The sequence below is a fragment of the Streptomyces sp. NPDC002640 genome (genome assembly GCF_053592575.1).
The window spans coordinates 86,249-99,958 of the sequence record NZ_JBSFVZ010000011.1; the positions used below are offsets into that span (position 1 = coordinate 86,249).

At 75.8% G+C, this 13,710-nt stretch carries 10 protein-coding genes; 6 read left to right on the forward strand and 4 right to left on the reverse strand.

Annotated features, from left to right (window positions below):
• The first annotated feature begins 147 nt into the window (after positions 1–147).
• Together ACWD3O_RS16610 and ACWD3O_RS16615 are read left to right on the forward strand one after the other, a co-directional pair.
• Entirely contained in the window at positions 148–4,506 is a 4,359-nt protein-coding gene (locus ACWD3O_RS16610) for a SpoIIE family protein phosphatase (protein ID WP_451416358.1), read from the forward strand.
• The gene (locus ACWD3O_RS16615; RefSeq protein WP_451416359.1) at positions 4,503–4,796 is read left to right on the forward strand and encodes an STAS domain-containing protein; all 294 of its coding nucleotides are present in this window, start codon (positions 4,503–4,505) and stop codon (positions 4,794–4,796) included. The genes ACWD3O_RS16610 and ACWD3O_RS16615 overlap by 4 nt, the downstream gene beginning before the upstream one ends.
• Before the next feature lie 37 nt (positions 4,797–4,833).
• Here the strand turns inward: ACWD3O_RS16615 and map are convergent, their stop codons facing one another.
• Complete coding sequence (gene map / locus ACWD3O_RS16620) at positions 4,834–5,691, reverse strand: type I methionyl aminopeptidase (protein WP_451410006.1); 858 nt, start codon at positions 5,689–5,691, stop codon at positions 4,834–4,836.
• 80 nt (positions 5,692–5,771) lie between these two features.
• Between map and ACWD3O_RS16625 the strand changes: the two genes are divergently transcribed.
• Positions 5,772–6,002 (forward strand): hypothetical protein, encoded by a 231-nt coding sequence (locus ACWD3O_RS16625; RefSeq protein WP_451410007.1) that lies wholly within the window; start codon positions 5,772–5,774, stop codon positions 6,000–6,002.
• A 57-nt stretch (positions 6,003–6,059) separates the two neighbouring features.
• On the opposite strand, the gene ACWD3O_RS16630 is transcribed toward ACWD3O_RS16625, so the two are convergent.
• On the reverse strand, positions 6,060–6,692 hold the full coding sequence (locus ACWD3O_RS16630) for a hypothetical protein (protein ID WP_451416360.1): 633 nt from the start codon (positions 6,690–6,692) through the stop codon (positions 6,060–6,062).
• 139 nt (positions 6,693–6,831) lie between these two features.
• Here ACWD3O_RS16630 and npdG point away from each other — a divergent pair, with 139 nt between their 5' ends.
• From npdG to ACWD3O_RS16645, 3 genes are all read left to right on the forward strand, one after another.
• Complete coding sequence (gene npdG, locus ACWD3O_RS16635) at positions 6,832–7,560, forward strand: NADPH-dependent F420 reductase (RefSeq protein ID WP_451416361.1); 729 nt, start codon at positions 6,832–6,834, stop codon at positions 7,558–7,560.
• 90 nt (positions 7,561–7,650) lie between these two features.
• Entirely contained in the window at positions 7,651–7,839 is a 189-nt protein-coding gene (locus tag ACWD3O_RS16640) for a hypothetical protein (RefSeq protein WP_356135322.1), read from the forward strand.
• A 35-nt stretch (positions 7,840–7,874) separates the two neighbouring features.
• The gene (locus ACWD3O_RS16645; protein ID WP_451416362.1) at positions 7,875–11,252 is read left to right on the forward strand and encodes an AfsR/SARP family transcriptional regulator; all 3,378 of its coding nucleotides are present in this window, start codon (positions 7,875–7,877) and stop codon (positions 11,250–11,252) included.
• Between the two features lie 28 nt (positions 11,253–11,280).
• Here the strand turns inward: ACWD3O_RS16645 and ACWD3O_RS16650 are convergent, their stop codons facing one another.
• On the reverse strand, positions 11,281–12,123 hold the full coding sequence (locus ACWD3O_RS16650; RefSeq protein WP_451410011.1) for an ABC transporter permease: 843 nt from the start codon (positions 12,121–12,123) through the stop codon (positions 11,281–11,283).
• Complete coding sequence (locus tag ACWD3O_RS16655; protein WP_451416363.1) at positions 12,120–13,136, reverse strand: ATP-binding cassette domain-containing protein; 1,017 nt, start codon at positions 13,134–13,136, stop codon at positions 12,120–12,122. The genes ACWD3O_RS16650 and ACWD3O_RS16655 overlap by 4 nt, the downstream gene beginning before the upstream one ends.
• Positions 13,137–13,710: the final 574 nt, after the last annotated feature.

Below are 13,710 nucleotides of genomic sequence, written 5' to 3' on the forward strand. Positions count from 1 at the left end.
GCCGTCCGGGCCGGATACCCGGCCCGGAATATGCCATGGGTTCGGCTTATCCTACGAAGCCGGTGGAATGTGTGTGGGGTTCCCGTGAAGACCGGCGTCGAACGTGTCGCCGCCACGGGGGACTCGGTCGAGACGAAAGGCCCGCCCATGGCACGCTCCTTCTCCGCCGGCGACACGGTGCCGGACGGGTCCGAGGTGTTCGCCGCCGACCCGGAGGTGGGGCGCGACCTCGCCGCCGTCGACTGGGCGGCGACGCCGCTCGGACCCCCGTCCGGCTGGCCGCAGAGCCTGCGCACGGCGGTCAGCATCCTGCTCTCCTCACGGTTCGCGATGTGGATGGCCTGGGGGCCGGAGCTGACGTTCTTCTGCAACGACGCGTACCGCCAGGACACACTCGGGCAGAAGTATCCGTGGGCCCTGGGCCGGCCCGCGCGCGAGGTGTGGGCGGAGGTCTGGAGCACCGCCGAATCCCGCATCGACACCGTCCTGACCAGCGGACGCGCCACCTGGGACCAGGGGCTCCAGCTGTTCCTCGAACGCTCCGGTTACCCGGAGGAGACGTACCACACCTTCTCCTACAGCCCGCTCCGCGACGAGAGCGGCGAGGCCGTCGGCATGCTCTGCGTGGTCACCGAGGAGACCGAGCGGGTCATCGGCGAACGGCGGATGGCCACCCTGCGCGACCTCGGCTCGGACCCCAGCGTGGTGCGCACCGAGCAGCAGATGCTGGACTTCGCCGCCCGCCAGCTCGGCCGCAACCCGCAGGACCTGCCGTTCACCCTCACCTACCTCTTCGACGACGACGAGACCGACGGCGACGAGACCGACGACGCCCCGGCCACCGGCCCCGGTGCCGAGCCGGCCGGCCCTGACGCCCCGCCGACCGGTCCCGGTGACGGTCCCACCGGCCCCGGCCCCGGTGCCGAGCCCGAGGGCGCCGACGCGGGGCCCGACGGCACCACCCCCGCCCCGCCCTCGGGCCGGGGCCGCCGCGGTGCCCGCCTGGTCTGCGCCAGCGGCATCGAACCCGGTCACCCCGCGGCCCCGCTCCGCCTGCCGCCCGGCGCCCTGACGCCCTGGCCCGCGGCCGGACCCGCCGACGGTCCCGTGGTCGTGGACCTCGCCGCCCTGCCCTGGCCGTCCGGCGAGGCGCCGCCGCTGCCTGCGGGCGTGTGGGAGGAGCCGCCCACCGGGGCGCTGCTGGTGCCGCTGCCCCGGCAGGGCGGCGAGCCGTACGGCTTCCTGGTGGCGGCGCTCAACCGGTACCGCCCGCTGGACGAGGACTACCGGTCCTTCCTCGACCTGGTCGCCGGGCACCTGGCCGCCGGCATCGGCAGCGCGCGCAGCTACCGGGCTCAGCAGCGGCGGGCCGAGGAGCTGGCCGAGCTGGACCGGGCGAAGACCGCGTTCTTCCACAACGTCAGCCACGAGTTCCGCACCCCGCTGACCCTGATCATGGGCCCGCTGGAGGAACTGCGCGGCCGGCTGGACGCCGCCGACCCCCGGGTGCGCGAGGAGCTGGACGTCGCCCACCGCAACGGGCTGCGGATGGGCCGGCTGGTCAACACCCTGCTGGACTTCTCGCAGATCGAGGCCGGCCGCATGCGGGCCGCCTTCGCCCCCGTCGACCTCGCCGCCACCACCGCCGACCTGGCCGGGGTCTTCCGCTCCGCCGTCGAGCGCGCCGGGCTCACCCTGGAGGTCGACTGCCCGCCGCTGGGCGAACCCGTCCACCTGGACCGTTCCATGTGGGAGAAGGTCGTCCTCAACCTCCTGGGCAACGCCCTGAAGTTCACCTTCGACGGCGGCCTCAGGGTGGCGGTGCGCCGCGACGGCGACCACGCGGTCGTCACCTTCGCCGACACCGGCGTCGGCGTCCCCGCGGCGGAGGTGTCCCGGCTGTTCGACCGCTTCCACCGGATCCGCACCAGCCGGGCCCGCTCCCACGAGGGCAGCGGCATCGGCCTGGCCCTGGTCAAGGAGCTCGTCCAGCTCCACGGCGGCACCATCACCGCCGACAGCACCGAGGGCCGCGGCACCGTCTTCACCGTCCGGCTGCGGTTCGGCACCGCGCACCTCCCCCCCGGGTCCCTCGTCCCGGCCGCCGCCGCGTCGGTCATGACGGACGCCCGCCCCTACGTGCAGGAGGCGCTCGGCGCCCTCTCCGAGGAGGCCGCGCGGACCCCCGGCCACCTGGCGGCCGAGGTCCGGGAGTCCGGCGTCACCCCCGCCCTGGCGGCCGGCCGGACGGCCGGCGCCAGAGTGCTGGTCGCCGACGACAACGCCGACCTGCGCGGATACCTCACCCGGCTGCTGACCGGCGCCGGCTACCGGGTGCGGGCCGTCGGTGACGGCGCCGCGGCCCTGGAGGCGGCCCGCGCGGCCCAGCCCGACCTGGTGGTCGGCGACGTGATGATGCCCCGCATGGACGGCCTGGCCCTGGTGGCCGCGCTGCGCGCCGACAGCCGCACCGCCGCCGTGCCGGTGCTGCTGCTGTCCGCCCGGGCCGGGCAGGAGGCCTCCATCGAGGGCCTGGAGGCGGGCGCCGACGACTACCTGGTCAAACCGTTCGCCGCCGCCGAACTGCTGGCCCGGGTGCGGGCCGCCATCGAGCTGGCGCGGATGCGCGGCCGCAACGCCCGCTGGCGGGCGGCGCTGGTCGACGCCCTGCAGGAGGCGTTCTTCGTCTGCGACGAGGACGGCACGCTGCTGGAGGCCAACTCCGCCTTCACCGAGATCCTCGGCCACGACCCCGACCGGCTGCCCGGCCCGCCCCGGCCCGGCGACGCGGCCGGCCAGGAGATGTACGACCGGTGGACGCGGGCCTTCCGCGACGCCCTCTCCGGCGGCGCCGGACGATGCGACCTGGCCGTCGAACGACCCGACGGACAGCGGATCTGGCTCGCGGTCAGCTGCAACGGCGCCCGCGACCCGGACACCGGCCGCCGGGTCGTCGTCGGCACCTTCCGCGACGTCACCGCCGAGCAGTACGCCGTCCAGCGGGACGCCACCCTGGCCGCCCTCGGCCTCAGGCTGTCCCAGGCCACCGGCCCCGAGGACGCGCTGGCCGCCGCGCTGGACGAGCTGCGCCGGGTGTGGCGGGCCGGCCAGGTCCTCGCCGTCGTCCTCGGCGACCGCCCCGAGCCGTGCGTCGCCGCGGTCGGCGAGGGGGCCGTGGACCGCTGGGCGCGGCTCCCGGAGGAGGACCGGGCCGCGCTCACCGCCCTGCGGGACCACCCGGCGCTCACCCCGGTCGCCGAGGGCGGCCGGGCCCACGTCGTGCTGGAGCACCCCGAGGGGCCGCTGGTACTGAGGGTGGACCTCGGCGCGCGGCGCCCGTTCACCCCCGAGGACCGGCTGCTGCTCTCGCTGCTCGCCGGCCGGATCGCGCAGGGCCTGACCCGCATACACCAGGCCGACCAGGACCGCCGGACCGCGCTCGCCCTGCAGCGCTCCATCCTGGGCCCCGCACGGCTGCCCCGGGGCTTCGCGGTCCGCTACGAGCCGGCCGTCCCGCCCCTGGAGGTCGGCGGCGACTGGTACGACACCATCGCCCTGCCGGACGGGCGCACCGGCATCGTCGTCGGCGACTGCGTGGGCCGCGGCCTGGAGGCCGCCACGGTCATGGGCCAGCTGCGCAGCGCCTGCCGGGCGCTGCTGCTCCAGGACGCCGGGCCCGCCCGGACCCTGGCCGCGCTGGACCACTTCGCGGCCGGCGTCCCCGGCGCGCTCTGCACCACCCTGTTCTGCGGCGTGCTCGACCCGGAGACCGGGCGGCTGGTGTACGCCGGGGCCGGACACCCGCCGGGCATCCTCGTCGGACCCGACGGCGGGACCACCCTGCTCGACCAGGGCCGCTCGCTGCCGCTGGCCGTGCGGCCCGGCGCCGAGCGCCCGGAGGCCGAGTGCGTGGTGCCCCCGCGGTCCACGCTGCTGCTCTACACCGACGGCCTGGTCGAGCGGCGCCGCCGCCCGCTGAGCGAGGGCATCCGCCTGGCGGCGGAGACGCTCGAGGAGGGGCGCGACCTGCCCGCCGACCAGCTCGCCGCGCGGGTGATGGACCGGCTCGCCCCCGAGGGCGGCTACGACGACGACGTGGCCCTGCTGCTGTACCGGCACCCCGGCCCGCTGGAGCTGACCTTCCCCGCCGAATCGGCCCAACTGGCCCCCACGCGGGGGACGTTGCGCGGATGGCTGCAGCGCTGCGGCCTGCCGCCCGGGCTCGCCCAGAAGGTGCTGGTGGCCGCGGGCGAGGCCTGCGCCAACGCGGTGGAGCACGGGCACCGGGACCACCCCGGCGGGGCGGTGCGGCTCTCCGCGGCGGCGACCGCGGACGAGATCCACCTCGTCGTCGAGGACAGCGGGCGGTGGAAGACACCGGAGCCCGGGGCGGACCCCTTCCGGGGCCGCGGGCTGGCGCTGATGCGCGCCATGATGCAGGAGGTCTCCGTCGCGCCCGGCGGGACGGGGACCACGGTTCGGATGTGGACGAGGATCGCAGGATGACGCCGCTGACCGTGACCCCCGGAACCGGGCCCGACGGGAGACCGCTGCTGACCGTGGCCGGCGAGATCGACCTCGGCAACGCCCAGGTCCTCGCCCGTGCCCTGGAGGCGACGGAGACCACCACCGGCCCGGTGGTGGTCGACCTCACCGCCGTGGAGTACCTGGACAGCGCCGGGCTGAGCGTGCTGTTCGCCCACGCGGAACGGCTCGAGATCGTGGTCCCGCCACTGCTCGAGCCGCTGCTGACCTACTCCGGCCTCACCGAACTGGCGGTGGTCCGTGCGCCGTAGGACCCCGCCCCGCGCCGCGTCACCGGAGGCAGGGGCGTCACGGGAGGGTGAGGATCTCCGCGCCCGTGTCCGTGACCACCAGCGTGTGCTCGAACTGCGCCGTGCGCAGGCGGTCCTTGGTGACGACCGTCCAGTTGTCGTCCCAGATCTCGTACTCGTGGGTGCCCAGCGTCAGCATCGGCTCGATGGTGAACGTCATGCCCGGCCGCATCACCGTCGTGGCGTACGGGCTGTCGTAGTGCGGGATCACCAGGCCGGAGTGGAACGAGGTGTTGATGCCGTGGCCGGTGAAGTCGCGGACCACCCCGTAGCCGAACCGCTTGGCGTAGGACTCGATGACCCGGCCGATCACGTTGATCTGCCGTCCGGGCCGGACCGCCTTGATCGCCCGGTTCAGCGCCTCCCGGGTGCGCTCCACCAGCAGGCGGGACTCCTCGTCGACCTCGCCCACCAGGTAGGTGGCGTTGTTGTCGCCGTGCACCCCGCCGATGTACGCCGTGACGTCCAGGTTGACGATGTCGCCGTCGCGCAGCACGGTCGAGTCCGGGATGCCGTGGCAGATGACCTCGTTGACCGAGGTGCACAGCGACTTGGGGAAGCCGCGGTAGCCCAGCGTCGACGGGTAGGCGCCGTGGTCGCACATGAACTCGTGCGCCACGCGGTCCAGTTCGTCGGTGGTCACGCCGGGGGCGATGTGCCTGGCGGCCTCCTCCATCGCCTGCGCGGCGATCCGGCCGGCCACCCGCATCGCCTCGACCGTCTCCGGGGTCTGCACCTCGGGGCCGGTGTACGGCGTCGGCGCGGGCTTGCCCACGTACTCGGGCCGCCTGATGTTTCCGGGAACGGATCGGGTGGGAGAAAGCTCCCCTGGTACGAGCAGCGACTGGGCAGACATGCCTGCGAGTCTAACCAGCGGGGCATACGGTTCCGGCCCGCGCCGGTGGCGTAGGACCGCGGAGGAGAAGGAGGCACAGCATGGCCCTGTTCAAGAAGCGCACGGTGGGCAAGCCGGGCGAGTGGTACTACTGCCTGGAGCACAAGAAGGTCGAGGAAGGCCCGGAGTGCCCGGCCAAGGACCGGTTCGGCCCGTACGCCAGCCGCGGCGACGCCCAGCACGCCATGGAGACCGCCCGGGAACGCAACCTCGAGTGGGAGAACGACCCCAAGTGGCACGACTCCCCGTCCCGCGGCGACGCCGACGACTGACCGCCCCCGGGCCGCCCGGCACAGCGCCCCCGGAGCCGCCGCGGCGGACCGGCGGGGTCACCAGCGCGGTGGGGGCGGGGCCGTCAGCTGGTCGGCGAGCCGGCCGAGGCGGTCGCGGAAGCGGCGGCGCCCGCGCGGCGCCGCCGCCGAGTTCTCCCCGGCCGCCGCGCTGACCAGGTGCTGCACGGTGTCCAGGTCCACCGGGGCCGGGGCCCCGGCGTCCACCGGGCCGAGCAGCTCGTGCGCCATCGCCGCCAGGTCCGCGTGGCCCTCGGCCTCACCCGGCGCCGGCCCGGCCAGCGCCAGCACCGTCGCCCCGGCCCGCCGGGCGTCGTGCACCCGCTCCAGCAGCTCGGCCCCCGTCGCGTCCGGGGCCACCACCAGCAGCGTCTCCCCGCGCCGCGCCGCCTCCAGCCGCCCCAGCCCCACGGCCAGGTGTGCCGGGTCCGAGGTCCGCGCGGCGTGCCGGACCAGGGTGGGGGAGAGCTCCGGTGTGCCGGACCAGGCCGCCTCGTCCACCAGGTGCGCCGCCAGGTGCCACGGCTCGTAGCCGGGCGTGCCCACCAGCAGCAGCCCCCCGCCGTGCGAGACCACCGACCCGCGCAGCACGCCCGCGAACCGGCGCGTCGCGTCCAGCCACTCGGTCCCCGCCAGGACCTCGCGCAGCAGCGCCACCCGTACCGCATCCATGCGGCGCATGCTGCCCCAAGGCGCCGGCCCGAACCCCGGCTTCGCCCCCGATTCCCCCGAAGTGACGGCCGCCGCGGCACACGCTGACGTGACCCACACCACCGCCGTGCCGGGCCCGCCCGCACGTAAAGTCAGGCGCATGACCACTACCGACAGTGCACAGACCCCTCCGCAGGACGCGGCGCGCAAGGCCCCCGCCAAGGACCCCTGGGACCTCCCCGACGTCTCCGGGATGACCGTCGGCGTCCTCGGCGGCACCGGCGACCAGGGCCAGGGCCTCGCCTACCGCCTCGCCCGCGCCGGCCAGAAGGTGATCATCGGCTCCCGTGCCGCCGACCGCGCCCAGGCGGTCGCCGAGGAGCTCGGCCACGGCGTCGAGGGCGCCGACAACGCCGAGTGCGCCCGCCGCAGCGACATCGTGATCGTCGCCGTGCCGTGGGAGGGCCACGCCAAGACCCTGGAGTCGCTGCGCGAGGACCTCACCGGCAAGCTGGTCGTCGACTGCGTCAACCCGCTCGGCTTCGACAAGAAGGGCGCCTACGCGCTCGAGGTCGAGGAGGGCAGCGCCGCCCAGCAGGCCGCCGCGCTGCTGCCGGACTCCCGCGTCACGGCCGCCTTCCACCACCTGTCCGCCGTCCTGCTGAAGGACCCGGAGATCGACGAGATCGAGACCGACGTCATGGTCCTCGGCGAGGAGCGCGACGACGTGGAGATCGTCCAGGCGCTCGCCGGCCGCATCCCCGGCATGCGCGGTGTCTTCGCCGGCCGGCTGCGCAACGCCCACCAGGTGGAGGCGCTGGTCGCCAACCTGATCTCGGTGAACCGCCGCTACAAGGCCCACGCCGGCCTGCGACTCACCGACGTCTGAGCGGAGGGGGCGCGGGGCGCGGAACGGGGCATGGTGGACACTGGAGGCACAGCAGTCCCCCGTCGAACCACGTCGCCCAGGAGCGCCCCCATGCCCCGCCTCGCTCTCTACGCCCTCGTCGTGTGCGTCCTGTCCGTGGTCGCCGCCGTCGTCTCCTTCGTCGAGGGCACGTGGGGCCTGGGCATCGTCTGGGTGCTGCTGGCCGGCCTCTCCTCGAACATGTGCTGGTACTACTACAAGCGCACCAAGGCGGAGCGCGGCCACTCGGCCTCCCGCTGACCGTCCCCCGCCGTCCCGCGGGGGACAATGGGGCCGTGCGCTACCGAGTCCTCGGCCCCACCCAGGTCACCCGCCCCGACGGCACGCCCGTGGCGGTGGGCGGGGCGCGGCTCCGCGCACTGCTCACCCTGCTCGCGCTGCGGCCCGGCCGGACGGTCCCGGCGGCCGTCCTGGTCGACGAGGTGTGGGCGGGGGAGCCCCCCGCCGACGCGGTGGGCGCGCTGCAGGCCCTGGTCGGGCGGCTGCGGCGCACCCTCGGCCCGCAGGCGGTGGCCTCCGCGGACGGCGGCTACCGGCTGGCCGCCGACCCCGACGACGTCGACCTGCACCGCTTCGAGCGGCTCACCGCCGAGGGACTGCGGGCCCTGGACGCCGGCGACCCCGGCAAGGCCGCCGACGCGCTCGACGAGGGGCTCGCCCTCTGGCGCGGCCCCGCCCTCGCCGACCTGCCCGACCCCGGAGCCGAGGCCGCCCGCCGGGAGGCCCGCCGCCTGGAGGCCCACCGGGGCCGCGCCGCCGCCGCGCTCGCCCTCGGCGAGGCCGCCGCCGTCCTCCCCGACCTCACCGCGCTCTGCGACGCCCACCCCCTCGACGAACCCCTCCAGGCCCTCCGCCTGCGCGCCCTCGCCGCCACCGGCCGCCCCGCCGAGGCCCTCGCCGGCTACGACGCGCTCCGCCGCCACCTCGCCGACACCCTCGGCACCGACCCGGGCCCGGCCCTGCGCGCCGTCCACGCCGACCTGCTGCGCGGCGACCTCGACGGCTCCGGCGCGCCCGCGCCCACCCCCGCCCCGTCCGCCCGCACCACCGGCGCCAGGCCCGGCGCCGCCACGGGCCCCGGCGCCGCCACGGGACCGGGCGACGCCCCGGCCCCGACATCACCGCCTCCCACCGCCGGGAACCTCCGCGCGCCGCTCACCTCCTTCGTCGGCCGGGACGCCGACGTCGCCGCCCTCCACCGCGACCTCGCCGGGGCGCGGCTGGTGACCCTGCTCGGGCCCGGCGGCGCGGGCAAGACCCGGCTGTCGCAGGAGGCCGCCCGCACCGTCGCCGCGGAGCTCGCGCCCGACGGCGTGTGGCTGGCCGAGCTCGCCCCCGTCGACGACCCCGCCGCCGTCCCGGAGGCCGTGCTCACCGCCGTCGGCGCCCGCGAGACCGTGCTCTACGGCGCCGGCGCGGAGGAGATACGCACCGTCGCCGACCGCAAGGACGACCCGCTGCGGCGGCTCACCGAACACTGCTCCCGCCGCCGGATGCTGCTCGTGCTGGACAACTGCGAGCACGTCATCGACGCCGCCGCCCGCCTCGCGGACGACCTCCTCGCCCGCTGCCCGCACCTGACCGTGCTGGCCACCAGCCGCGAACCCCTCGGGGTGCCGGGCGAGCTGGTGCGCCCCGTGGAGCCGCTGCCCGAGCCCCACGCGATGCGCCTGCTCGCCGACCGTGCCGCCGCCGCCCGCCCCGGCTTCCGGGTCGACGCCGACGCGGAGACGGCCGCGGCGTGCGCCGAGATCTGCCGCCGCCTCGACGGCCTGCCGCTGGCCGTCGAGCTCGCCGCCGCCCGCCTGCGGGTCCTCACCCCCCGCCAGATGGCCGACCGGCTCGACGACCGCTTCCGCCTCCTCACCGCCGGCAGCCGCACCGCCCTGCCGCGCCAGCAGACCCTGCGCGCGGTGGTGGACTGGTCCTGGGACCTGCTGGACGAGCACGAGCGGGCCGTGCTGCGCCGCCTGTCGGTCTTCGCCGGCGGGTGCGACCTGGAGGCCGCCGAGGCGGTCTGCGGCCCCGCCGCCCTGGAGGCCGTGGGCTCGCTGGTCGACAAGTCCCTCGTGGTGGCGTCCCCCTCGGACGACGGCGCCATGCGCTACCGCCTCCTGGAGACGGTCGCCGAGTACGCCCGTGAACGCCTGGAGGAGGCCGGCGAACACCGCGCCGTCACCCGCGCCCACCTCACCCACTACCGCGAACTCGCCCGCACCACCGACCCGTTGCTCCGCGGCGAGGGCCAAGTGGTCGCCGTGCGGCGGCTGGAGACCGAGTACGAGAACCTGCGCACCGCCCTGCGCACCGCCGTCGCCGAACGCGACGAGCAGGAGGCCCTGTACCTGGTCCTCTCCCTGTTCTGGTTCTGGCAGATCCGCGGACTGCGCGGCGAGGCCCGCCAGTGGAGCACGGCCGTCCTCGCCCTCGGCCCCAACCCCTTCGCCCCCGACGCGCCCGAGGCCCGCCCGCTGTGGGAGCGCTGCACCGACACGCCGCCGCCGCTCACCGGGGAAGCCCTCCAGGAGGCGCGGCGGGGCGTGCACCTGATCCACCTGGCGTGCATGGACATGCAGGGCGAGCTGGAGGCGTGGCAGGACCCCGGGGCCCAGGAGAAGCTGCGGGTCATCGCCGCCGCGTACCGGCCCGGCATGCCCCAGGTCTGCCGCAACCCCGGCACCCTGTGGTTCTTCGCGGTGCTGCTCACCGGCCAGGTCGACCGGCTCCCGGAGATCGTCGACGCCGCCGTGCGCACCACCGCCGACCGCCCGGACCACGCCTGGGAGCACGCCCTCGCCCTCCAGACCCGGGCCAACCTGATCGCCAACCGGCCCGACTGGAAGGGCGACGCCGTCGCCGACGCCGACCGGTCGCTGGAGATCTGCCGCCGCCTGGGCGACGTGTGGAGCATCGCCGAGGGCCTGTGCGCCCGGGGTGCCGCCAACGAGCGCCGCGGCCGTTTCGAGCAGGCGGCCGACGACTACCGGCAGGCCGTCGAACAGGTGGAGCTGCTCGGCGCCCACGCCCAGCGGGAGGTGCTGCGGGCCCGGCTCGGCGCCGTCCTGCTGGAGACGGACCGTCCCGAACGCGGTGAACGGCTGCTGCGCGAGGTCATCGCCACCCAGGAGTCCGGCAGCCAGGAGGCGGGCCCCGCCGCCCGGATCATCCTGTCGAGCTGGCTCGGCGTCACCGGCCGCGTCGCCGAGGCCCGCCGGTACCTGCGGGAGGTCCGCGAGGAGTTCCCGGCGGCCCCCTTCGTCGTCTTCGACTCGTTCATCACCGGCACCGAGGCGCTGCTCGACGTGATGGACGACAGGCCCGCCGAGGCCCTGGAGCGGGTCCGCGGCGCGCTGGCCGGCGCGGGCGAGGTGCTCTCCCGGACGATCGCTCCGCACATGCGTTCCTTCCTGCTGACTGTGGCGGCCGTGACCCTCGCCTCCGCGGACGGCGGACGCCGTGCCGCCGACGGCGCCCGCTGCTTCGGCGCGGCCGTCGCCGCCCTGCCGGAGGACCACGTGACCGGGGTCGCCGAACGCCGGCTGGCGGACCACGCCACGGAGGCGCTGCGCGCGGCCCTCGGCGGGCCGGCGTACGCCTCCGCCTACGCCGAGGGCCGCGGCCTCTCCGAGGAGGAGGCCGCGGCCCTGGTGTGACCCGCGCGGCGACCGGGCGGGGCGCGGGTCAGTTCCGGGTGCGGAACTTGTGGATCGCGTACGGGGCCATCACCGCGGTCAGCACCGCCGTCCAGCCCAGCGTCACCCACAGGTCCCGGGCGACCTCGCCGTGGCCCACCATCAGCGCCCGCGAGGCGTCCGCCAGCGCGGACAGCGGGTTCCAGTCGGCGAAGGCCTGCAGCCAGCCCGGCATCGACGCCGTCGGGGCGAAGAGCGAGGAGCCGAACTGCAGCGGCATCATCACCAGGAAGCCCATGGCCTGCACGGACTGCGCGCTCTTCGCCGTCACGCCGATCGCGATGAACACCCACATCAGCGAGGAGGCGAACAGCATCGACAGCAGGACCGCGGCGAGCAGCCCGGGCCAGTCGGTGATGTCGAAGCCGACCAGCACCGACACCACCAGCAGCACGGTGGTCGCCAGCAGCACCCGCAGCATCTCCACCAGGATCTTGGCGAAGATGACCGAGCCGCGCCCGATGGGCAGCGACCGGAACCGGTCCATCACGCCCTTCTCGAAGTCCTGGTTGAAGCCGGTGCCGACCGACATGGACATCGACAGGCCCATCATCGCCAGCATGCCCGGCACCAGGTACTGGACGTACTCGTCCCGCCCGCCGCCCAGCGACTGGCCGATGGAGCCGCCGAAGACGTAGACGAACAGCAGGGTGAAGACGATCGGCATCAGCAGGGCGTCGAACATCGACTCCGGGTCCTGCTTGATCCACAGCAGGTTGCGGCGGACCAGTGCCCCGGTGTGGCGCAGATGCCCGCGCAGGCCGATCCGGTCGTCGGCGACGGCGGCCTTGGGGGCCGGGGTCCGGTCCGGGGCGACGGTGACGGCGCTCACGCGGCCACCTCCTCACGGTTCTCGCGGGTGTCGGCGTCGCCGGACCGGTGACCGGTCAGGGACAGGAACACCTCGTCCAGGCTGGGCAGTTCGGTGGTGACCGAGGAGACGGTGACGCCGCGCGCGGTCACCGCGGCGACCACCGCGGTGAGCTGCTCGTCGCTGAGCACCGGCACGTTCAGCACGCCGCCGTCGCGGTCCACGGTCACCTGCGCGAGGCCGGTGACGCCCAGCGCGTCCAGCGCCTCGGCCAGCGGGCCCGCCTCGGCGGGGTCGGCGGTGCGGATCCGCAGGGTGCGGCCGCCGACCTTCGCCTTCAGCTCGTCCACCCGGCCGCCCGCGACGATCCGGCCGTGGTCCATCACCGTCAGCTCGGAGGCGAGGCGTTCGGCCTCCTCCATGTACTGGGTGGTCAGCAGCACGGTCACGCCGTCGTCGGCCATCCGCTGCACCTCGTCCCACACCTCGTTGCGGGTGCGCGGGTCGAGGCCGGTGGTGGGCTCGTCCAGGAAGAGCACGGCGGGCCGGCCGATCATCGAGGCGGCCAGGTCCAGCCGCCGGCGCATGCCGCCGGAGTAGGTGGACGCCGGGCGGCGCGCGGCCTCGCTCAGCGAGAACCGCTCCAGCAGCTCGTCCGCGCGGGAGCGGGCCTCGGGGCGGGAGAGGTCCAGCAGGCGGCCGATCATGTACAGGTTCTCGCGGCCGGAGAGCTTCTCGTCCACGGAGGCGTACTGGCCGGTCAGCCCGATCACGCGGCGGACCCGGCGGGGGGCGGCCACCACGTCGAAGCCGGCCACGGTGGCCAGGCCGCGGTCGGGGCGGATCAGCGTCGAGAGGATGCGGACCAGGGTGGTCTTGCCGGCGCCGTTGGGACCGAGCACGCCGAGCACGGAGCCCTCGCGCACGTCGAGGTCGACGCCGTCGAGCGCCTTGACCTCCCCGTAGTGCTTGACCAGCCCCCGTACCGACACGGCGTTCCGCGCGCCGCCGGAGGTGTCGTCGATTCGTGTCATGGGCCGAGCCTGTCAGTCCCCGCCGACAGATCGCCGACATTTTTTCCACCCCACCCGACACCCACCGACACCCCACCGACACGCCGCGGCAGCCCACGACGCCCCCCGGGTCGGCGGCCAACCCGGCGCCCGCGGCAGCCCACGGCCCCCTCCGGCGACCCACCCGCGCCGCCGACAGCCCCCGGCGCCCGTCGGCAGCCACCGACACCTACCGGCGCCCACCGACAGCCTGTCGGCGGCCCATCTCGGCGCCCGCCGACAGCCTGACGGCGGCCCACCTCCGCGCCCGCCGACAGCCCACGTCCCCCTCCGGTGGCCCACCGGCGCCCGTCGGCAGCCACCGACACCTACCGGCGCCCACCGACAACCTGTCGGCGGCCCACCCCGGCGCCCGTCGGCGCCGCGCCGGTGCTGGGAAGGCCGACAGCCCACGGCCCCCTCCGGCAGCCCACGTCCCCCTCCGGTGGCCCACCGGCGCGCGTCGGCAGCCACCGACACCTACCGGCGCCCACCGACAACCTGTCGGCGGCCCACCCCGGCGCCCGTCGGCGCCGCGCCGGTGCTGGGAAGGCCG